The sequence below is a fragment of the Gammaproteobacteria bacterium genome (assembly GCA_016199745.1).
Taxonomy (GTDB): domain Bacteria; phylum Pseudomonadota; class Gammaproteobacteria; order Acidiferrobacterales; family Sulfurifustaceae; genus JACQFZ01.
This window is the reverse complement of sequence record JACQFZ010000025.1, coordinates 26,987-48,560: the sequence shown is the minus strand read 5'-3', so window position 1 is coordinate 48,560 and position 21,574 is coordinate 26,987. Positions and strand designations below refer to the sequence as shown.

The following is a 21,574-nucleotide window of genomic DNA, read 5'->3' as shown; positions in this document are numbered from 1 at the left end:
GGAGCCGCGTGTCGTTAAGCGACGACCGAAACAGCATTGGCTACTGACGAAGCCGCGACACGTCTTGCAGGCGCAGCTACGCCGACGGCAACAGCGACGTAAGCGGTGGGCTTAAAGCAGTGCCATTGGGGACGCTACCCAATGGTTCCCTCCTATTTTCGGTTGCCCGTCCAAGCAAACAAGCTGCCAGGACCCACTTTTTTGAACACGGCTGAGTTTCGACTGAGCGGTTGGGCATTCTTAGTAACAGAAAGATCGACGACGTAACGCGGAACCGCTGCAACGACTTGTATGTTATTTCCTTTTAGGAAGACGAGTAGGTTGATGTCGTCTCGCTCACTTATCCTGGCGCTTTCAATAGCTGAGGAGGCTTTTAATTTGATTGAAGCCTCTATTTCTGACAGCGGTGTGTAGGGCGAAAAGATAAACATTTGGCTCCACTCCCCTTTGTTAACGACGTCCATTCTTAACTCTTGATCTACCTTCAATGCTGCTGATGCGCTCTGTAAATCCCGAACAAAGGCGCTGGTCGCCTCGTCTGCATGGGAGCAGCCGGTCAACATACTAAAAATTGATAGTAGGGCGGCCGTAACGACATGCATGAACGAGACGGGCCTCATGATTTTTCACCATAGACATAGGTCTCTGTTGAGTTGGAGTAAACTTAAGTCTCCGCCATTGACTCCGTCGATCTGAGGGGGTGGGTTTTATGGCAGCGATAACCGAGATCCCTGTTTTTAAAAAACCCACCCCCACCCCAGCCCTCCCCCTGAGGGGGAGGGAGCTAGTGCGTGCCGCGGCTTAAGTAAGTGCCATTCGGGCCAAAGGTAATAAAAGTTTAGTCAACGATACTGCGACGCCTTATCTCGCCAACGGCAACGCGCTGAGCTCGCAGCCGTTGGCATCGCAGCGCAGTACGCTGCCTTGTTCGTACCAATCCCCAAGAACGATACGGCGCGCGGGTGCGTCGTCGATGTCGAGCGTGTGTACAGCGGGACGGTGAGTATGGCCGTGGATGAGTAGGCGCACGTTGTGTTGCTTAAGAGCGGTGGCGACGGCGGTTTGGGTGACGTCCATGATCTCGGCCGCTTTCTGCGAGGTCGCTTCGCGGCTCATTTCTCGATAACTGCGAGCGATCGCGACGCGTTCGGCGACGCTCTTAGTAAGGAATGCTTGCTGCCATTGTTCGTCGCGCACGATCGCGCGGAATTTTTGGTGTTCGACGTCGTCGGTACAGAGCGAATCGCCGTGCATCAGCAGCACTGGTGTGCCGTAGAGATCGACGACGGTCGGGTCAGCGATGACGCGGCAACCAGTGGCACGTTCGAAACCTTCGCCCACTAAAAAATCGCGATTGCCGTGCATGAAGTAAGTCGGCACGCCGCTGGCAGTCAACGCTCGCAGGCCGTCGATGATCGGTTGGAACTCAGCCTGGGCGACGGCTTCGTCGCCGATCCAGTACTCGAAAAAATCGCCGAGGATGTAGAGCGCCTCGGCGGTGCGCGCTTCGCCTTTAAGGAAATCGAGGAACAGCGCGGTGATTTTCGGCCGGTCGGCGGTGAGATGCAGGTCGGAGATGAACAGCGTCGTCATCGGCGGCGAGGCGATTTACTTAACGCCGACGACCTGCACCTTCTCGATAATGGCGTCGGTCAACGGTACGTCTTTGAAGCCAAGCTTCGAGCCGGTCGGTATGCCTTTGATTGTGTCGACCACTTGCAGGCCCTCGATCACTTTGCCGAACACGCAATAGCCCCAGCCGCTCGGCGTCGGCGCGGTGTAATTCAGGAAATCGTTATCGACCACGTTGATGAAGAACTGGCTGGTGGCCGAGTGTGGGTCGCTGGTGCGCGCCATGGCCAGGGTGCCGCGCTCGTTGCGCAGGCCGTTCTTGGCTTCGTTCTCGATCGGCGGCCGGCCCACTTTCTGCGTCATGCCGGGATTGAAGCCGCCGCCCTGGACCATGAAGCTGTTGATGACGCGGTGAAAAATGGTGCCGTCGTAGAAGCCCTCGCGCGCATAGGCGAGAAAGTTGGCGACGGTTTTCGGTGCTTTGTCCTCGTACAGGTCGACAATGATGACACCGTGATTGGTCTGTATGTGGATCATGAAGTGGCTCTCTAAAGGTTTTCGGCCGGCACCGTCCGTGGGTTTTCTGCCGGCGTGACGCGACGGACGGGCGCATTGTGACCGGCTGTGGTTTTGCGCGCAACATCAGAGGCTTCGCTGTTTCGCATGATTCCGCTACCATTCGGCCGCATGAACTCGCTGACTAAGACGCGCTTTGCGCCGAGCCCCACCGGGCTACTCCATCTCGGTAACATCCGCACCGCCTTGTTCAATTACTTGCTGGCGAAGCACGCCGGCGGTATTTACTTGCTGCGCATCGAAGATACCGATGCCATGCGCGGCCAGGAGAAATACACTGCCGCGCTCATGGAAGATATGCGTTGGCTGGGCCTGATGTGGGACGAAGGACCGGAAGCGGGTGGCACGCTGGGACCTTACGAGCAGTCGCAACGCGGGGCGGTGTACGCCACGTATTTTGCGCAACTCGCCGACCGCAAGCTGGCATATCCCTGCTTTTGTAGTGAGCATGAGCTGAAAGTGGAACGTAAAACCCAAATCGCCGCCAGCAAGCCGCCACGGTATTCGGGTAAATGCCGCGGGTTAGCAGCCGCCGAGGTCGAGCAGCGGCGCGCCAGCGGATTGCCGGCGACGTTGCGTTTTCACGTGCCTGATGGTCGCACCATCGAGTTCGACGACGGCGTGCATGGGCCGCAATCGTTCAAGACCGATGACATCGGCGATTTCGTGATTCGCCGTTCCGACGGCACACCGGCGTTTTTCTTTTGCAACGCGGTCGACGACGCGTTGATGAACGTAACGCTCGCCGTCCGTGGCGAAGATCATCTGACCAACACACCGCGGCAAGTGTTGTTGCTCGAAGCGCTTGGCTTGCCGGTGCCGCGTTATGCGCACATCGCCTTGGTGATGGGCAACGATGGCGCGCCGCTGTCGAAGCGCACCGGCAGCAAATCGGTGCAGGAGTTGCGTGCTGGTGGTTTTTTGCCGCTCGCTATCAATAATTATTTGGCGCGCCTCGGTCATACGTTCGAGAGTAACGCGTTCTTAAGCCTTGCCGAGCTCGCGCAACATTTCGATCTTGCGCGGTTGCACAAGTCGCCGGCGCGTTATGACGAAGCGCAGTTGTTGCATTGGCAGCGCGAAGCGGTATTGCATTTGCCGGCCGACGATATATGGACCTGGATGGATGCGTCGGTGCACGCGCTCGTTCCGGCCGATCGGCGCCAGGCGTTTATCGATTGCGTGCGCGGTAACTTGTTGTTTGCTGCTGATGCCTTGCATTGGGCACAGATTCTGTTCGGTCAAGATTTCACGCCGACACATGCGGCACGTGATGCCATGCAGGCTGCCGGCGAAAGCTTCTATGCGCAAGCGGCGGCGGCGCTCGTGACTCATGGTGCTGAGTTCAAGGGATTGAGCGAATCGCTGAAGCAAGCGAGCGGCCGTTCGGGTAAGGCACTGTTCCAACCGTTGCGCGCGGCGCTTACCGGCGAGCTCGACGGCCCGGAGATGGCGAAGCTGCTGCCGCTGCTCGGCGTCGATCGTGCCCGCCAGCGCTTTGCCCGGGCCGGTCAACAATTAAATTAATTTAGTTCAGTCGCCACGCCATTTAATCGAAGGGTCCCTCTCTCCCCTTGCGGGAGAGAGGACAGGAGAGAGGGGTGTCATTAATCCCCCTCTCCCTTGTTCCCTCCCCCGCAAGGGGGGAGGGAGACGCCGGAATAAGCACGCGACGGTGTTTTGAGAAATGCAATGCTAACGATCTACAACAGCCTTACCCGTAAAAAAGAACCGTTTCAGCCGCTGGTGCCGGGCAAGGTACGCATGTACGTGTGCGGCGTCACCGTCTATGACTATTGCCACATTGGCCATGCGCGCTCGGTGATGGTGGTATTCGACATGATTGCGCGTTATCTGCGCGCGCGCGGCTACGACGTCACCTACGTCCGCAATATCACCGACATCGACGACAAGATCATCAAGCGCGCCGCCGAAAATCGCGAGGACGTGGACACGCTGACGGCGCGCTTCATTCAGGCGATGCACGAAGACGCGGCCGCGCTCGGTGTGGCGCCGCCGAATGCCGAGCCGCGAGCGACGGCGCATATCCCGCAGATCGAGGCGATGATCTCGCGGCTGATCGAGCGCGGTTACGCCTACCGCGCGGCCAACGGCGATGTTTACTATCGCGTGCGCAAGTTCGATCACTACGGCGCGCTCTCCGGAAAATCGGTCGACGATCTGCGCTCCGGCGCACGCGTCGAGATCGACGAAGGCAAGGAAGACCCGCTCGACTTCGTGTTGTGGAAGAGCGCCAAGCCGGGCGAGCCGCAGTGGCCGTCGCCCTGGGGCGAAGGTCGGCCGGGCTGGCACATCGAATGCTCGGCGATGTCGACCAGCTGCCTCGGCAATCACTTCGATATCCACGGCGGCGGCATGGACCTGACGTTCCCGCATCACGAGAACGAGATCGCCCAAAGCGAAGGCGCGACCGGCGAGAGATTCGCCAACGTCTGGATGCACGTCGGGTTCGTGCGGGTCGACGACGAGAAGATGTCGAAGTCGCTCGGCAACTTCTTCACGCTGCGCGACGTATTGGCCAAGTTCGTGCCGGAGGTCGTGCGCTACTTCCTGCTCGCGAGCCACTACCGCAGCCCACTCGACTATTCCGAGGAAAACCTGCGCGCCGCCAAGGCAGCGCTCGACGGGTTTTACATCGGCCTGCGCGGGTTGCCGGTCGGACCGCAATTAGAAGGCGACGAATTCGAGGCGCGCTTTCACAACGCCATGGAAGACGATTTCAACACGCCCAAGGCGTTCGCGCAGTTGTCGGCGTTGGTCAGCGAGGTCAACCGTGCCAAGGCCGACGGCGATACCGCCAAAGCAGCGCGGTTGGCCGGCATGTTGCGTCGGCTCGGGGCGATATTGGGACTCTTCCAGCAGGATCCCGACGCTTATCTGCGCGGCGCGGACACGGCGTCAGCCGGCGAGATGACCGCGGCCGAGGTCGAGCGGCTGATTGGCGAACGTATGGCGGCCCGTCAGTCTAAGAATTTTGCGGAAGCGGATCGTATTCGGGGGGTATTGGTCAACGCCGGGATCATTATCGAAGACAGCGCCGGCAACACGACTTGGCGCCGGGGCTAGGCAGAAACGCCGGACATTTTCGCATTACCTGTTTTAAAAGAGTCGTTTCCCGACTTTTTCCGGCACTACTATTGACCCTGCTTATACTTATAAGTAACTTCTCTCGGCAAACCCGGCAAATTACCTAGGCCCGCAGTGCCCGGTTATTGGGCAAGAGTGGGCCTTTCTTATTCTCGTGAGGAAAACCGTGGAGTTATCCGGCGCTGATATTCTCACGCGCTGCCTGCAAGACGAGGGGGTCGAATACATCTTCGGCTACCCCGGTGGGGCAGCGTTGCACATCTATGATGCGCTCTACCGACAGGACAAGGTAAAGCACATCCTGGTGCGCCATGAACAGGGCGCGACCCATGCCGCCGACGGCTACGCCCGTTCGACCGGCAAGCCAGGCGTCGTACTGGTGACTTCCGGTCCGGGCGTCACGAATACCGTTACCGGTATCGCCACCGCGTACATGGATTCGATTCCGATGGTCATCATCAGCGGTCAGGTGCCAAGCCACCTGATCGGTCAAGATGCGTTCCAGGAATGCGACGCCGTCGGTATTACCCGGCCGTGCGTGAAGCACAATTTCCTGGTGAAGGACGTCAAAGATCTGGCGACCACCATTAAAAAAGCCTTCTATATCGCCACCACCGGCCGTCCCGGTCCGGTGCTGGTCGATATTCCGAAGGATGTGACCGCGCACAAGACCGAATATTCCTATCCGAAGAGCGTGCAGATGCGCTCGTACGCGCCGGTGACCAAGGGTCACCCGGGTCAGATCAAGAAGGCGGTCGACCTGATCCTGTCGGCCAAACGGCCGATGATCTACACCGGTGGCGGCATCATTCTCGATAACGCCTCGGCCGAGCTCACCGAGTTCGTGCGGCTGCTGGGCTATCCGTGTACCAATACGTTGATGGGCTTGGGGGGTTATCCGTCGCCCGATCCGTTGTTTGTCGGCATGCTCGGCATGCACGGCACCTACGAAGCCAATTTGGCGATGCATCAATGCGATGTGTTGATCGCCATCGGCGCCCGCTTCGACGACCGCGTTACCGGCGATCCCGCCAAGTTCTGCCCGCAAGCGCACATTATCCATGTCGATATCGATCCATCGTCGATCTCTAAGACCGTCAAGGTCGAGGTGCCGATCGTTGGCAGCGCCAAGTCGGTGCTGCAAGACATGCTCAAGCTGCTTAAAGCGGCCAAGACCCAGCCCGATGCCACGGCGCTGGCCGCCTGGTGGAAGCAGATCAACGAATGGCGCGGCCTCGATTGCCTGGCGTACGACCGCAAGAGCCCGTTGATCAAGCCGCAATTCGTGCTGGAAAAACTGTACGAGCTGACTGGCGGCGACGCGTACGTGACATCCGATGTCGGCCAGCATCAGATGTGGGCGGCGCAGTTCTATAAATTCGACAAGCCGCTGCGCTGGATCAATTCCGGCGGCCTCGGCACCATGGGCTTCGGCCTGCCGTCGGCCATGGGCGTGCAGTTCGCGCATCCGGACGCCACGGTCGCCTGCGTCACCGGCGAGGCGTCGATCCAAATGTGCATTCAGGAGTTGTCGACCTGCAAGCAATACGACTTGCCGATCAAGATCGTCAACCTGAACAACCGTTATATGGGCATGGTTCGGCAGTGGCAGGAGTTCTTTTACGATCGCCGTTATTCGCATTCCTACATGGACGCATTGCCCGATTTCGTGAAGCTTGCCGAAGCCTATGGCCATGTCGGCCTGAGCATCGACAAGCCGGGTGACGTGGAAAATGCGTTGAAAGAAGCGTTGCGTCTGAAAGATCGGTTGGTGTTTATGGACTTCATTACTGATCAAGCTGAAAACGTTTTCCCGATGATCGCCAGCGGTAAGGCGCACAATGAAATGCATTTGTCGCCGAACCAGAAGAACGTTGCCGACCGGGAGCTCGCCTGATGCGCCATATCATTTCAATCTTGTTGGAAGATCAACCGGGCGCGCTGTCGCGCGTGGCCGGACTGTTTTCGGCGCGCGGCTACAATATCGAGTCGCTCACCGTGGCGCGCACCGAGGACCCGACGCTGTCGCGCCTGACGCTCGTTACCAGCGGCAGTGACGAGATCATCGAGCAGATCACGAAGCAATTGAACAAGCTGATCGAAGTCGTCAAGCTGACCGACCTGACCGAAGGCGCACATATCGAGCGCGAGATGATGTTGATCAAGACCAACGCCACCGGTGACATGCGCGATGAAGTGAAGCGCTTAGTCGATATTTTTCGCGGCCGCATCGTCGACGTCACCGACACCACGTACATCATCGAGCTCACCGGTAACGGCGAAAAGCTCGACGCCTTCGTCCAAGCCGTGCGCCCGGCCGGCATTATCGAAGTGGTGCGCTCCGGCGTCTCCGGCATTGCTCGCGGCGAACGTAGTTTGCGCGTGGATGAGAAGCTGGCGACGGTAACACCTAAGGCCGCAGCAAATTCCTGAACGCAACTGATTTCCTCACCCCAACCCCTCTCCCGGAGGGAGAGGGGTTCTAACTCCCTTCTCCCTTCGGAAGAAGGGTCGGGGATGAGGGAAAGCGATTTTAAATGAATTCAGAGATTAACTTTACGAGGACCATCATGAAAGTTTATTACGACAAAGACGCCGATCTTTCCCTGATTCGTGGCAAGAAAGTCACCATCGTCGGTTATGGCTCGCAGGGTCATGCGCATGCGCTGAACCTGATGGACAGCGGTGTGAAGGTTACCGTCGGCTTGCGTGAGGGCTCGGCCACGGTCGAGAAGGCGAAGAAGGCCAACGTCGTCGTGCGAAGCGTCGCCGACGCCGTGCGCGAAGCGGACGTCGTCATGATCGTTGCGCCGGATGAGCATCACAAGAAAATCTACGAGAAGGACATCGAACCGAACCTGAAGAAAGGCGCGGTGCTCGCCGTCGCCCACGGCTTCAGCGTGCACTTCGGCTTCATCAAGCCGCGCGCCGACCTCGACGTCATCATGATCGCGCCGAAGGGCCCGGGCCATTTAGTGCGCACGACCTTTACCCAAGGCGGCGGTGTGCCGTGCTTGATCGCCGTGCAGCAGGACGCCTCCGGCAAAGCGCGTGACATTGCCTTGTCCTATGCCTCCGCTGTCGGCGGCGGCCGTTCCGGCGTTATCGAGACCAACTTCAAAGACGAATGCGAGACCGATTTATTCGGCGAGCAAGCGGTGCTCTGCGGCGGCGCCAGCCATTTGGTGCAGGCCGGCTTCGAGACGCTAGTCGAAGCGGGCTATCCGCCGGAGATGGCGTACTTCGAGTGCTTGCATGAGCTCAAACTGATCGTCGACCTGATGTACGAAGGCGGCATCGCCAACATGCGTTACTCGATCTCGAACACCGCCGAGTACGGCGATTACACCCGCGGTCCGCGTATCGTCAATTCGCAGACCAAGGCGGAGATGAAGAAGATCCTGCAAGAAATCCAATCCGGCGAGTTTGCGCGCGAATGGATGGCCGAGAACGAAAACGGCACCAAGCACTTCAACGAGCTGCGCGCCAAAGGCGCGAAGCACCCGATTGAAGAGGTAGGTGCCAAGCTGCGCGATATGATGCCGTGGATCAAGGCGAATCGCGCCGTCGATCGCAGCAAGAACTAAGAAGTCCACGCCTATCGTGGCAAACGTCAGATATCCGCTCCTCGCGCGTGAGGGTTGGGTCCACGTCGTTGTCGTACTGACAGCGGCGTGGGTGGTCACTCATTTTTTCGGATGGCTTGCGGCGATTCCCGCCTGGTTGATAGCTATTCTTGTCGTGCAGTTTTTCCGCGATCCGCCGCGGCGTCTTCCTAATGTTGTCGGCGCGGTCATTTGTCCGGCCGACGGTTTGGTTATCGCCGTCGGCGAAGGGGAAGATCCCTATCTAAAGCGTCCGGCCAAGCGTCTCTGCATTTTCATGAGCCCATTCAATGTGCATTCGAATCGCATGCCATTGGCCGGGCAGGTGAAAGACGCTTGGTATCACCCGGGTCAATTCGTCAATGCCGCGCTCGAAAAGGCATCGCACGCGAATGAGCGCAATGCGGTCTGGCTGCGGACCGACGAGGGTCACGACGTCGTCGTGGTCCAAGTTGCCGGCTTCGTCGCCCGGCGTATACTTTGTTACATCAAGCCGGGCGATCGCGTCGAGTTGGGCCAGCGTTACGGTTTCATCCGTTTCGGTTCGCGCGTCGAAGTCTATCTGCCGTTGAATGTCGACTTTCGCGTTTCGTTGGGCGACAAAGTGACCGGCGGATCCGACATCATCGCCCACTTCAAACAGTAGTGTTTCGGAGGTAGATCCGATGAGCCGCGCCCGCCTTCCCCGCGAGACAGATACCGTAACAGTCGAAGAAGGGCGAACCCGACCGAAAGGGATCTACATTCTCCCCAGTCTTTTCACCACCGCTAATTTATTCGCCGGTTTTTACGCGATTGCCCAATCGATGAATGGCAATTTCGAGTTGGCGCCACTCGCCATCTTCGTTGCCATGCTGCTCGACACCATCGACGGTCGGGTGGCGCGCCTGACGCATACCGAAAGCGAATTCGGTTTTCACTACGACAGCTTGGTCGACATGGTTTCATTCGGGCTGGCGCCGGCGTTGATCATGTATCAATGGGCGTTGGCCGGTATGGGTAAGCTCGGTTGGCTCGCCGCTTTTATTTACGCCGCCGGCGCCGGTTTGCGCTTGGCGCGTTTCAACGCGCTCGCCAGCAAGCCAGCGAGCGACAAGCGCTACTTTCGTGGCTTGCCGAGCCCATCGGCCGCGGCATTGGTCGTCGGCTTCGTTTGGGTGCTGTACACGACCGGTGTGCCGGGCCGAGACATTAGTATTTTGGCGCTGGTGGTAACAGTGGTTTCCGGCCTATTGATGGTCAGCAATATTCGTTACCGTACCTTCAAAGATCTCGACATGCGCGGGCGTATGCCGTTTGTGGCGGTGATCATTGTGCCGCTGGTGTTCGTGTTGGTTTTTCTCGATCCGCCGCAGGTGTTGTTCGCGATTTTCTTGGGCTATGCCATTTCTGGCCCGGCATCGTGGGCGGTGCGGTTGCTACGGCCGGCGCCGACGGCGCCGGTGGACAAGTCGCCGCATCCGTAGCCGGGAAGAATTCTGTCCTTGAACCAGCTTTGGCTCTGTTTCGCGCCCCCTCTCCCCTAGCCATTCCCGCCCAGGGTGCGCCAGAACCGCGCGCACCCGTTCGGCGGCGCGAACACACGTTAAGTGTGCTCGCGAAATCCCCGCCTCACCCCCCCGCGAGGGGGGTGGGGGAGTAGGGTCGCGGCGCGTTGAATGACCGGGTGTTCAAATTCGGCAAATGTTGAATTATGCTTTGATCATGTCGTTCCGCCGACCCCAAATAGATCCTTCGCTTGCCCTCGCTGCCGGCCGTTTGGCCGCTCCCAGCCTGCTTGCTCTGCTGCTGCGCCGTTAAGCGCAACCATCAATTCCTGGCGAGGAAACAATACGCACCTAAAATGATACGAACCCAGCCGTGACCTTCCGTGAAGGTCGGGCGCAACCTCTTAGGTAGAGAGCGTTATGAAAGAAAAATTGATTATCTTCGATACCACCCTCCGCGACGGCGAGCAGAGTCCGGGGGCGTCGATGACGCGCGATGAGAAGGTCCGCATAGCTCGCGTACTGGAACGTATGCGCGTCGACATTATCGAGGCCGGGTTTCCGGCCGCTAGCAAAGGCGATTTCGAGTCGGTCGAAGCGGTCGCCAGAGCTGTCAGCGACAGCACCGTTTGCGGTCTGGCGCGGGCGGTCGAGCACGATATCGATCGAGCGGCCGAGGCGATTAAACCGGCCAAGCGCGGCCGCATCCATACCTTCATCGCTACCTCGCCGATCCACATGCAGAACAAATTGCGGATGACGCCCGATCAAGTGTTGGAGCGGGCCGTATGGGCGGTGAAACGGGCGCGCAATTACACCGACGATGTCGAATTCTCGCCGGAAGATGCCGGCCGTTCCGAAACCGATTTTCTCTGCCGCGTACTCGAGGCGGTAATCGCCGCCGGCGCGCGCACAGTGAATATTCCCGACACCGTCGGTTACAACCTGCCGCATCAGTTCGGTGAGTTGATTCGTATACTGCGCGAGCGCGTGCCGAATTCGGACAAGGCGGTCTTCTCGGTGCACTGTCACAACGATCTCGGATTAGCCGTGGCCAATTCGTTGTCGGCGGTGTTGAACGGTGCGCGTCAGGTCGAATGCACCATCAACGGTCTCGGCGAGCGCGCCGGTAATGCATCGCTGGAAGAGATCGTCATGGGCGTGCGCACCCGCCAAGATGTGTTTCCGTGCGATAGCTCGCTCGATACCGCGCACATCGTGCCAGCGTCGCGCTTGGTGTCGAGCATTACCGGCTTTCCGGTGCAGCCGAACAAGGCGATCGTCGGCGCCAACGCCTTTGCCCACGAGTCCGGCATTCATCAGGACGGTGTCATCAAGATGCGCGAAACCTACGAGATCATGCGCGCCGAAGATGTGGGCTGGACCGCCAACCGCATGGTGTTGGGAAAGCACTCCGGCCGTAATGCTTTCCGCCAGCGCTTGAAGGAATTGAACATCGAGTTCCAGAACGATGCCGAGCTTAACTCGGCGTTTGATCGCTTCAAGGAACTGGCCGACAAGAAGCACGAGATCTTCGACGACGATTTGCAGGCGCTCGTTACCGAAAAAGGGCTCGAGAGCGAGAACGAACGGTTCCGCTTGGTCTCGCTCAAGGTGTGCTCGCAGACCGGCACCACGCCATTTGCCGAAGTGACGGTCGAGATTGAGGGTGTCGAGCATCAGGCCGGCGCCGCCGGCGGCGGGCCGGTGGATGCGTCGTTCAAAGCGATCGACAGCATTCTCAATAGCGGTTCGCAGTTGCAGCTCTACTCGGTCAACAACATCACCAGCGGTACCGACTCGCAGGGCGAGGTGACGGTGCGGCTGGAAAGGGGTGGGCGCATCGTCAATGGCCACGGTGCCGATACCGATATCGTCATCGCTTCGGCCAAGGCGTATTTGAACGCGCTGAATAAGTTAATCGTGCCGGTTGCGCGTACCCACCCGCAGGTTGGTCCGTCGATATAGCATTAAGTCGCGGTGGGAATTACCCGCAAGCATCGCCGCTGTCTATCCGCGCGCGTCGCTGTTCGTCTGCAAATCGACGATGGTAGACCCGTAGCGATCTGATATCGTTAGCTTATATGTCGACTCCTGAATCAATCCGCCGCGCCTATCTTGAAGCCCTGGGGGTTACGCTATGGCAACCGCGTGCGTCTGCCGCCGCCGATCCAGCGGCGGTTGGTACTGTCGCCGCGCCGACGGTAGCGATTGACGCGCCCACGCTCACCGAGTGGGGACCCCTGCAGCAGGCGGTCGCCGGTTGTACCCGCTGCGACTTGCACAAAACCCGCAAGCAAACGGTATTCGGTGTCGGTAATCGTTCGGCGCAATGGTTGTTCGTCGGCGAAGCGCCGGGCGCGGACGAGGATCGTCAGGGCGAGCCCTTCGTTGGCCGTGCCGGTCAGCTGCTGAACGCCATGATCCAGGCGCTCGGTCTGAAGCGCGAAGAGGTGTACATAGCGAACGTTTTAAAATGTTTGAGATATAACGCACTGGTTCAGCTTGCCGACGGTTCATGGGAGCGTATTGGTCGTTTAGTTCGCCAGCGTTATAGCGGTGAGGTGATGTCGGTTGATGCTGCCGGCAGGCTCGTGCCACGTCGCGTTACCGGATGGCATGAATCCCCGCTTGGGGGGCGACGCGTTTTTCGTTTGACGTATCAATCATCAAAAAATGCTGGCAGCGGACGGGTAAGTGTCCAGCTGACTGGAGATCACGAGGTATTAACGCGGCGCGGGTTTGTGCCTGTCGAAGCGCTTCAATCTGGCGATCAAGTCGCGACCGGACAAGGGTTGAGTCCGCTGGCGTTTGATGTCGTGTGTGGCACCGTCTTGGGTGACGGTTATATCGCCTCGACCAGAACCTTGCTTTCATTCAGCCACTCGGCCGCTCAACGCGCGTACGCGTTATTCAAAGCCGATTTGCTCCGAGAGTTGTGTCCGCAGATAGATGAGTTGACGGTTGCGGCCGTAGCGGGCGGGCCACGGGCGTATCCGGCGGTGCAGGTGCGCACCCGTGCCAATCGCGCCCTGCGTATTCTGCGCAAAGACTTTTATCGGCCGACAAAGCGGGTACCCTCTTGGATTGCCGATCGACTCAATGATCGAATGCTTGCGTTTTGGTTCATGGATGACGGGTATACCCGCATCCGCGACGGGCGTCAGCCGTTGTCTGAAATTGCGGCGCATGGATTTCCGGAAGCGGATTTCCCGATTCTGCTGCAAGCACTTGCGCGATTGGGGCTTCGGGCAAAGGCCGCGAGGGGTCGGCTGCATTTCGATGTTGAAGCGACGAAAGCGTTGTCTGAGTGCATCGCTCCCTACGTACCTCCGGTAATGCGCTACAAGTTGCATCCGCAGGTGGCGGATGCAATATCGTTCGATCCCAGTCGTTTCGATCCTGCGCCAGTCGAAGTTTTGTATGACGATTTTGAGATTTCCGATATCACCGACCAGCCGCGCACCGATACAACGTTCTTTTGTATCGACGTCGATGAAACGCACAATTTCGTCACCGCCGGCGGCGTCGTGCACAATTGCCGTCCACCCGGTAATCGCGATCCGCAACCGAACGAAGTCGCTTGCTGCGAGCCTTACCTCATCCGCCAGATCGCGTTGATACAACCGCGCCTGATCGTCGCTCTCGGCCGTCACGCCGCGCATAGCCTGCTCAAGACCGATGCACCGTTGTCGCGGCTGCGCGGTCAACGGTTGTCGTATCAAGGAACGCCGTTGGTGGTGACGTATCATCCGGCGTATTTATTGCGCACGCCGGGCGACAAGCGCCGCGCTTGGGATGATTTGTGTATCGCCCGCAAGATTGCGGAGGCGCCGACGTGAGCGCCGCCGTCGTCGCCCCCGAACGCGCGCGGCTACGGCCGATGCGCGAAGCGGATTTGACGGCGGTCATGGATGTGGAGCGCGCGTCTTACGAATTCCCCTGGACGCGATCGATTTTTCGCGATTGTCTGCGAGTCGGTTATTTTTGTTATGTCTACGAAACACCGGCCGGTGTGATTGGCCACGGCCTCATGTCGATCGGTGCCGGTGAGTGTCACTTACTCAACATCTGTGTGCGCCCCGATTACCAGCGGCGCGGTCTCGGCCGGGCCATGGTTAACTACTTGGTCAAGCTGGCGCGTCGCCAAGGCGCGCGCGTGGCGTTGTTGGAGGTGCGCGTGTCCAACACCGCGGCCTATAAGCTGTATACCAGCCTCGGTTTCGACGAAATCGGTATTCGTAAAGATTACTACCCGGCGCGCGATGGTCGTGAAGACGCCATCATTCTCGCGCGCGATTTAACCCTCGATCGCGATCCGTCTTCCCTCGAACGCCGCTAGCCAGCAGTAGCGCTTTACAAGCTTTCCGACGCGAAATCCGCCAAGCGCGAACGCTCGCCGCGTTGCAGCGTGACGTGACCGCTGTGGTCCCACGGTTTGAAGCGATCGACCACGTACGTCAGGCCCGAGGTCGTTTCCGTGAGGTACGGCGTATCGATTTGGGCGATGTTGCCGAGACAGACGATCTTGCTGCCGGGGCCGGCGCGCGTGATCAGTGTCTTCATCTGATGCGGGCTCAGGTTCTGCGCTTCGTCGATGATCAAGAACTTGCGCAAGAATGTGCGCCCGCGCATGAAGTTGAGCGACTTGATGCGGATACGCGAGCGCAGCAAGTCGTTGGTCGCGGCACGACCCCAGGCGCCTTGCGCTTGGCCGCCGGTGTCGTGTAGCACGTCGAGGTTGTCTTCGAGCGCGCCCATCCACGGACCCATCTTCTCTTCCTCGGTACCGGGCAGGAAGCCGATGTCTTCACCGACCGGCACCGTTTGCCGGGTCATGATGATCTCGGCGTAGCGTCGGGTTTCGAGCGTCTGTGCCAGCGCCGCCGCCAGCGTCATCAGCGTCTTGCCGGTGCCGGCATGGCCGAGCAGCGTCACGAAATCGATATCCGGGTCCATCAGCAGATTGAGCGCGAAATTTTGCTCGCGGTTGCGGGCGTTGATGCCCCACACCTTGTGCTTCTCGTGGCGGAAGTCGCGCAACACTTCGATGGTCGCCGTCTCGTTCTCGACGCGGCGCACGACCGCTTCGAACGGATGCGAGTCTTCGGTGTAGATGAACTGGTTCGGTTGCCAGGAACGCACATGCGGGTTGCTGATGCGGTAATACGTACGCCCGTCCTGCTTCCACGACTCCATGTTGCGGCCGTGCTGTTCCCAGAAATCGGCGGTCATGCGCTCGGTGCCGGTGTACAGCAGGTTGGCGTCGTCGAGTACCTGATCGGTGGTGTAGTCCTCGGCGTGCACGTTGAGCGCATGCGCTTTGATGCGCAGGTTGATGTCTTTCGTTACCAACATCACGTCGCGGCCGGCATGGCTCTTGGCGAGGTCGAGGGTGATGCCGAGCAGCATGTTGTCGGCCGATTCGGCGCGCATACCGTTCGGCAGCACGCTGTGCACCGCTTCCATGTGGAAGTGCAAACGACCCTTCTCGATGCTCGGCGATGCCGCCGGGATCTTGATGCCGCCGCCGATATCGCCGTTCGCGTTTTCGATCAATTCATCGAGAAAACGGCTGACTTGGCGGACGTTGCGCGCGACCTCGGACATGCCGACTTTGGCTCGGTCAAGCTCTTCGAGCACGACGATCGGCAGGTAAACATCGTGTTCCTGAAACCGAAGAATTGCTGTGGGATCGTGAATGAGGACGTTGGTATCGAGTACGAAAATCTTCCGCTTTTTCGTCATTAGCTAACCTTGCAGGTGCTGAAAGAGTCCCACCTTGGACTTGCTCTTTCGACTGCTATTTCAAAAACGAGGCGGCACATCCTGTGCCGCCCGCTGGTTGTCATACGTTCTACCGACCGATGCTAGAGCTTACGAATTTCCTCGAGCAGCTCCTCGGCATGGCCCGGGACCTTCACGCCGCGCCATTCTTTGCGCAGTTTTCCTTCCTTGTCGAAGACAAAGGTCGAACGGTCGATGCCCATGTAGGTACGGCCGTAGTTTTGCTTTTCCTGGATGACACCCAGTAACTGACACAGTTTCTCTTCCGGATCGGTAACCAGCTCGAACGGAAAGCCGAACTTGGCCTTGAAGCGCTCGTGCGAATCGAGGTCGTCGCGCGACACACCGAGTACAACGGTTTCGAGATTCTGGAAATCGGTGTAACGGTCGCGGATGTCGCAGCCTTCAGTGGTGCAGCCCGGGGTATCGTCCTTCGGGTAGAAATACAGAACGACGTTTTTACCTTTGAGGCTGGACAGCTGCAGCCGTCCGCCGTTGGTGGTTGCGACCTCGACGTCCGGCAAGGTGTCGATCGTCGGTGTTGCCGGGGCCGTTGCTGGAGCCGGAGCCGGAGCTACGGTGGGAGCGACGGCGGCGACAGGAGCTACTTTGGCCGGTTTGGCCTTCGCTTTCGTCTTCGGCTTGGCTTTCGCCTTAACCTTCGCTTTTGCTTTTACTTTCGCTGGCTTGGGTTTAGCTGCCGGCTTGGCTTTTTTCGCGACCACCCGGCCGCGTGCCTTAACGGCGGCTTTCTTGGTTTTTGTTTTGGTCTTGGTCTTCAACTTCGATTTAACTTTCGCTTTGACGCGCGCCTTCTTTTTTGCCACGGAATTTACTCCTTATAGAGATGCCGCATTGTAGCCGCAGTATCGAGCACTCAAAAGCAGATTCACAATCCTCACGTGCGCTGTCGTCAGCCGCGCGTCGTTTTAATGAGTGCACGCAGGTCCGCCAGTGGCCACGTATTTACCACGTCATTGGCGGCCAGCCAGCGGCGGCGTGCATAGCCGACGCCATAACGCACGTGCGCCAGATCGCCGCTGCTATGGGCATCGGTGCAAATGACAATCGGCACGCCTTCCTCTTTGGCCATGCGGCAGTACCTATCGGGCAGGTCGATGTCGAGCGCCGGGCGCTCCTGCAGGATCCGGTCGGCAGGGTGCGCCAAGATGGTGACATAAGGGTTGTCGATGGCGCCGTTTTCCAGAATGTCCACTTCGATGCCTTTGAGGAGGGTAAAGCCGTTGAGCGTGTCATTCAGCTGGTCGATTTCGCCCATTTGCCGGCGTAGCCGGTCGACGTCGAGGCCGTTGAGCCGTGGTGAGTGCTCGGTGACGGCGAGATATTGCAGTCCACGTGCTTGTGCCGCCCTGGCCATGGCGGCGAGCGTGTCACGGCCATCGGTCGCGTTCGTAGGCGCATGGAGATCGCCTTTGATGTCGGCGAGTTCGATCAGCGTCGGCAGTTGCCCGGCGTGCGCCGCTTCGATTTCGCCGCGGTTCTCGCGCAGCTCCGGCGGAATGAATGGCAAGTCGACGCTGCCGAATACTTTTTCCGCATGCCACCGTGCGTAAACCCCTCTCCCTCCGGGAGAGGGGAAGGGGTGAGGGACGGCGTGGCTACGATCACCGATGTTTTCCCTCACCCCAGCCCTCTCCCGGAGGGAGAGGGGGTCAGTTCGTGCCGTCGTCATCGAGAAAAACTTATCTGACGGAGTACTAGCTCGCGAATCTTAGCTTCGTGCGCGGCCGCGTGCAGTTGCTCGGGGGTGCTGATCTCGAGCAGATCGGCGACCTCATCGAAAACCTTGGCAATGTCAGCGTTAGCGATCGGCATGCCGATAAATCATGCACGAACGCGTATCACCGCGACACCCGACAAATGCCTCAGCGCCTACGTCATTGCCTGTGATCACCGCCGTCTTTAAGATCGCTGGCATTCTTTAAGGGGCGGGCGCAAGCCGGTATGGCACAAGAAATTTTTTCTCAGCAGTTCTGGATCGGTTTTCTGCAAATCATCGGTCTCGATCTTATCTTGTCCGGCGACAACGCCGTTGTCATCGCCTTGGCGGCGCGTTCGTTGCCGCCGCAGCAGCAGCGGCAAGCCATCTTGTGGGGCAGCGGTGCCGCCGTCGTGATGCGTATTGTGCTGGCGCTGGCGGCGATCGAGCTGTTGAAGTTGCCGTATCTCAAGATTGCCGGCGGTGTGTTGTTGCTATGGATCGGCATCAAGTTGCTGTTGCCGGAAGAAGAACACGAGGGCGGCACGAGCGCGGGTTCGAATGCGACGCTGTTCGCCGCCATTCGCACCATTCTTATCGCCGACGTCGTCATGAGTCTGGACAATGTGTTCGCCGTTGCTGCCGCCGCTAAAGGCAGCGTGTTGCTACTGACGATCGGTTTGGCCATCAGCATTCCATTGGTCGTTTTCGGTAGTACGTTTCTATTGAAGCTGATGGAGCGCTTTCCGGTCATTATTACTATCGGCGGTGGTTTGCTCGGCTGGGTCGCCGGCGAGATGTGGGTGACCGATCCGGCGATCAAAGATTGGATAGCGATGACCGCGCATTGGCTGCACTGGGCCGTGCCGTTCGTTGCCGTCATTTTCACGATCGTCGTCGGCAAATGGCTGGCGGCGCGTCAATTGCGGCAATGTGCGGCCGCGCCGATCGTCGATCTTGCCAAGCGCGATCGTTAAGGAGGGCGGTATGTTGCGTGTATTGATTCCGGTCGACGGCTCGGTGCCGTCGCTCCGAGCGCTAGAGTGGCTAATCGACAGTGCGCGCCAAGTGTACCGGGAGAAGCCGGAGGTGCACTTGCTTAATGTGCAGCCGTCATTGCCTGGCGATGTCGCTATGTTCATCAACCGCGAGCAAATCCAAAACTACCATCGCGAAGAAGGTTTGAAAGCACTGACTGCGGCGCGCGCAACGCTGGACGCATCCGGCCTGACGTACGATTTTCATATCAGTGTCGGCGACCCGGCGCATCTAATCGGCCATTTTGCGCGCGAGCAGCGTTGCAATCAGATCGTGATAGGCGCGCGTGGTTTAGGCATGGTCGGCAGCGCGTTGCTCGGCGGTGTGACGATGAAGGTCGTTCACTTGGCGGACGTGCCGATAACGATCGTTAAATAACCGGCTGTTTACCGGCGGGCGATAAAGCGAGTGCCACACCAGCAGCAACTTGTCCCGCCGTATAACATCCGGCAGGACAAGCCTCTCGACATTACGTCAACACGGTTACCAACCGGTAGGTGCGCAGTTTCTGCGAGAACCGCTTGAGCGCATCGATGCCGGTTGCCTCGGCGTCTTGGCACCATTGCTTGAGCGCGGCGACTAATTGTTCCTGACTAGTGGCGGACAAGCGCCAAATGTCGATCAGCTTCTCGCGCATGGCATAGACCGTCATCAGCGTTTGGTTCTTTTCGAGCGCCCGCCGCAGATCTTTTTGCGACGGTTCGTTCAGCAGGCTGCGTTCGCGCACTAACGCGGGTCGTGCATGCTTGAGCAATTCCCACGATGCACGATCCACCGATTTAGTTTTTTTCAGTTCTTCGCGGTGCACCCGCAGCATGACGTCGCGCACGAAATGCGACAGCACGATGAAGCGCGCCTGCACCACCGCCTTTACCGTTTCTCGGTCGATATGCTGCTTGGTGTTGTCATACGTTAACTCCGGCGGAATTCGGCGGATCGTGGCGAGCCCGAGTGCTTCCAGCACGCGGATGTAGTACCAGCCGAAATCGAGCTCCCACCACTTGGATGAAAACTTGGCCGAGCTCGGAAACGCATGATGATTGTTGTGCAGTTCCTCACCGCCGATCAAAAAACCGATCGGCGAAATGTTGGTGCTGCCGTCGATGGGCTCGAAATTACGATAGCCCCACCAATGGCCGAGGCCGTTGATGACGCCGGCGGCGAAGAACGGAATCCACATCATCTGCACCGCCCACATCGTTAAGCCGATCGGGCCGAAGCAGATCAAATCGATCGCCATCATTAATACCACGCCGTAAACGTTACGCGGTGTGTAAAGATTACGCTCGATCCAGTCGTCGGGCGTCCCGCGACCGTACTTCTCGAGCGTTTCCGCTTTGCGGGTTTCTTGGCGGTAGAGATCGGTGCCGTCGAGCAAAACTTTTTTGATGCCAGCCTGCCATGGGCTATGCGGATCTTCCGGGCCTTCCACTCGCGCGTGATGCTTGCGGTGTACCGCGACCCATTCTTTGGTCACGTTGCCGGTCGTCAGCCACAACCAAAAGCGGAAGAAGTGCGAGGCGATGGGATGCAGATCGAGTGCGCGGTGCGCTTGATGACGGTGTTGGAAGATCGTAACCGACGCGATAGTGATGTGCGTCAGAACGAGCGTGACGAGAATGTAGCCCCACCACGGAAGATCGATTAAGCCATTGAGAGTCATAGCGCCTCGCTGTGGGTGAATGGACCCAAACCAAAATAGGGGCGAGGCGCTGCTTTTGCAAGCACTGAATATTTATCGCTCAGTGCGCTTTCTGATATTCGGCCTCTGCCTTCGGCATTAACTCTTCGATTTGCTGGATGCGCTTTCCGTCGAGCGGATGTGTTTGCAAGAATTCGATGCCCTTACCACCGCCGTGTTGCTGGTTGTAATCGCGGAACCGCTTCCAAAATTGAGCCGCCTCGTGGGGATCGTAACCGGCGCGCGCCATGAAAAGGAGTCCGAGATGATCGGCTTCGAGCTCTTGTTGGCGCGAGTGTGGCAGCATGAAGCCGACATTAGCACCGACACCATACGCCGTTTGGACGATTTGTTGCACCGTCTCTGGCCGCGCCTGTACCGCTTGCGAGAGTGCGGCGCCACCGAGCTGAAGTAGTAAGCCTTGAGAGACACGCTCCTGACCATGACGTGCGACCGCGTGCGCCACCTCATGGCCCAAGACGGTCGCTAGGCCAGCTTCGTTCTTCGTTACCTGAAACAAGCCGCTGTAGACACCGACTTTGCCGCCGGGTAAGGCGAAGGCGTTGAGCACATCCGGCTTATTGAACACGACGAATTCCCATTTGGCGTTCGGCAACTGCACGACTTTGGCGATACGTTCGCCGACGCGTTTGACCAACGCATTTTGTTGCGCATCTTTGGAGATCGGCGTCGAGCCTTTGATCTTGTCGAACTCGGTCAAGCTCATTTGCAACACTTCATCCGAATTAACCAGCGACAGCTGCGAGCGCCCGGTTTCCGGCACAGTAGTGCAGGCGACGCCAATAGCGATCGCGGCCGTCAATACATATGAAGCAATTTTGCGAGTAGTATCCATGAGCGAACTCTAACGAATTCTTGGTCTTAGAAACAATAAGGAGTATGAATGTCGGTACGGTGATGTGGAACGGGGTAGCTATTCAGCCGTCTAATTTTTTTGCTCGGCCGGAACGCCCGGACAAGGAAACGATTCAGAATCCAT

The 21,574-nt window shown here is 58.6% G+C and carries 21 protein-coding genes and 1 pseudogene; 13 read left to right on the top strand and 9 right to left on the bottom strand.

What is annotated here, in order from left to right; translation table 11 throughout:
* Positions 1–152 precede the first annotated feature (152 nt).
* The 3 genes from HY308_07150 to HY308_07140 all read right to left on the bottom strand — a co-directional run bounded on the left by HY308_07150 (position 153) and on the right by HY308_07140 (position 2,109).
* Complete coding sequence (locus HY308_07150) at positions 153–602, bottom strand: hypothetical protein (protein MBI3898058.1); 450 nt, start codon at positions 600–602, stop codon at positions 153–155.
* Between the two features lie 259 nt (positions 603–861).
* Complete coding sequence (locus HY308_07145; GenBank protein MBI3898057.1) at positions 862–1,593, bottom strand: UDP-2,3-diacylglucosamine diphosphatase; 732 nt, start codon at positions 1,591–1,593, stop codon at positions 862–864.
* Between the two features lie 15 nt (positions 1,594–1,608).
* Positions 1,609–2,109 carry a peptidyl-prolyl cis-trans isomerase gene (locus HY308_07140; GenBank protein MBI3898056.1) on the bottom strand — a complete coding sequence of 167 codons (501 nt, stop codon included), beginning with the start codon at positions 2,107–2,109 and terminating at the stop codon, positions 1,609–1,611.
* A gap of 150 nt (positions 2,110–2,259) precedes the next feature.
* Between HY308_07140 and HY308_07135 the strand changes: the two genes are divergently transcribed.
* From HY308_07135 to rimI, 11 genes and pseudogenes are all read left to right on the top strand, one after another.
* Positions 2,260–3,675, top strand: coding sequence for a glutamate--tRNA ligase (locus HY308_07135; protein ID MBI3898055.1), 1,416 nt, complete (start codon positions 2,260–2,262; stop codon positions 3,673–3,675).
* A 165-nt stretch (positions 3,676–3,840) separates the two neighbouring features.
* Positions 3,841–5,235, top strand: a complete 1,395-nt coding sequence (locus HY308_07130; GenBank protein MBI3898054.1) for a cysteine--tRNA ligase — start codon at positions 3,841–3,843, stop codon at positions 5,233–5,235.
* Positions 5,236–5,422: 187 nt separating this feature from the next.
* Positions 5,423–7,153, top strand: coding sequence for an acetolactate synthase 3 catalytic subunit (locus HY308_07125; GenBank protein MBI3898053.1), 1,731 nt, complete (start codon positions 5,423–5,425; stop codon positions 7,151–7,153).
* The gene (gene ilvN / locus HY308_07120) at positions 7,153–7,689 is read left to right on the top strand and encodes an acetolactate synthase small subunit (GenBank protein MBI3898052.1); all 537 of its coding nucleotides are present in this window, start codon (positions 7,153–7,155) and stop codon (positions 7,687–7,689) included. The genes HY308_07125 and ilvN overlap by 1 nt, the downstream gene beginning before the upstream one ends.
* 137 nt (positions 7,690–7,826) lie before the next feature.
* Positions 7,827–8,843, top strand: a complete 1,017-nt coding sequence (gene ilvC, locus HY308_07115) for a ketol-acid reductoisomerase (protein MBI3898051.1) — start codon at positions 7,827–7,829, stop codon at positions 8,841–8,843.
* 16 nt (positions 8,844–8,859) lie between these two features.
* Positions 8,860–9,507 carry a phosphatidylserine decarboxylase gene (locus HY308_07110; protein ID MBI3898050.1) on the top strand — a complete coding sequence of 216 codons (648 nt, stop codon included), beginning with the start codon at positions 8,860–8,862 and terminating at the stop codon, positions 9,505–9,507.
* Between the two features lie 19 nt (positions 9,508–9,526).
* Positions 9,527–10,327, top strand: coding sequence for a CDP-diacylglycerol--serine O-phosphatidyltransferase (gene pssA, locus HY308_07105; GenBank protein ID MBI3898049.1), 801 nt, complete (start codon positions 9,527–9,529; stop codon positions 10,325–10,327).
* Positions 10,328–10,768: 441 nt separating this feature from the next.
* On the top strand, positions 10,769–12,316 hold the full coding sequence (locus HY308_07100; protein MBI3898048.1) for a 2-isopropylmalate synthase: 1,548 nt from the start codon (positions 10,769–10,771) through the stop codon (positions 12,314–12,316).
* Between the two features lie 116 nt (positions 12,317–12,432).
* Positions 12,433–12,828: pseudogene (locus tag HY308_07095) on the top strand (uracil-DNA glycosylase).
* A gap of 648 nt (positions 12,829–13,476) precedes the next feature.
* On the top strand, positions 13,477–14,190 hold the full coding sequence (locus HY308_07090; protein ID MBI3898047.1) for a hypothetical protein: 714 nt from the start codon (positions 13,477–13,479) through the stop codon (positions 14,188–14,190).
* Positions 14,187–14,690, top strand: a complete 504-nt coding sequence (rimI, locus tag HY308_07085) for a ribosomal protein S18-alanine N-acetyltransferase (protein MBI3898046.1) — start codon at positions 14,187–14,189, stop codon at positions 14,688–14,690. Before HY308_07090 ends, rimI begins: the two co-directional genes overlap by 4 nt.
* A 14-nt stretch (positions 14,691–14,704) precedes the next feature.
* Here the strand turns inward: rimI and HY308_07080 are convergent, their stop codons facing one another.
* The 4 genes from HY308_07080 to HY308_07065 all read right to left on the bottom strand — a co-directional run bounded on the left by HY308_07080 (position 14,705) and on the right by HY308_07065 (position 17,971).
* Positions 14,705–16,096 (bottom strand): PhoH family protein, encoded by a 1,392-nt coding sequence (locus HY308_07080; GenBank protein ID MBI3898045.1) that lies wholly within the window; start codon positions 16,094–16,096, stop codon positions 14,705–14,707.
* A gap of 122 nt (positions 16,097–16,218) precedes the next feature.
* Complete coding sequence (locus tag HY308_07075) at positions 16,219–16,668, bottom strand: peroxiredoxin (GenBank protein ID MBI3898044.1); 450 nt, start codon at positions 16,666–16,668, stop codon at positions 16,219–16,221.
* 380 nt (positions 16,669–17,048) lie between these two features.
* On the bottom strand, positions 17,049–17,666 hold the full coding sequence (locus HY308_07070; protein MBI3898043.1) for a hypothetical protein: 618 nt from the start codon (positions 17,664–17,666) through the stop codon (positions 17,049–17,051).
* A gap of 158 nt (positions 17,667–17,824) precedes the next feature.
* Entirely contained in the window at positions 17,825–17,971 is a 147-nt protein-coding gene (locus tag HY308_07065; GenBank protein MBI3898042.1) for a hypothetical protein, read from the bottom strand.
* A gap of 129 nt (positions 17,972–18,100) precedes the next feature.
* On the opposite strand from HY308_07065, the gene HY308_07060 reads away from it, so the two are divergent.
* Together HY308_07060 and HY308_07055 are read left to right on the top strand one after the other, a co-directional pair.
* A complete protein-coding gene (locus tag HY308_07060) occupies positions 18,101–18,832 on the top strand; it encodes a TerC family protein (protein MBI3898041.1) in 732 nt (243 codons plus the stop codon).
* A gap of 10 nt (positions 18,833–18,842) precedes the next feature.
* Entirely contained in the window at positions 18,843–19,271 is a 429-nt protein-coding gene (locus tag HY308_07055) for a universal stress protein (GenBank protein MBI3898040.1), read from the top strand.
* 91 nt (positions 19,272–19,362) lie between these two features.
* Here HY308_07055 and HY308_07050 read toward each other — a convergent pair whose 3' ends face one another.
* Together HY308_07050 and HY308_07045 are read right to left on the bottom strand one after the other, a co-directional pair.
* Positions 19,363–20,556, bottom strand: a complete 1,194-nt coding sequence (locus HY308_07050; protein ID MBI3898039.1) for a fatty acid desaturase — start codon at positions 20,554–20,556, stop codon at positions 19,363–19,365.
* A gap of 79 nt (positions 20,557–20,635) precedes the next feature.
* Complete coding sequence (locus tag HY308_07045) at positions 20,636–21,430, bottom strand: M48 family metallopeptidase (protein MBI3898038.1); 795 nt, start codon at positions 21,428–21,430, stop codon at positions 20,636–20,638.
* Positions 21,431–21,574: the final 144 nt, after the last annotated feature.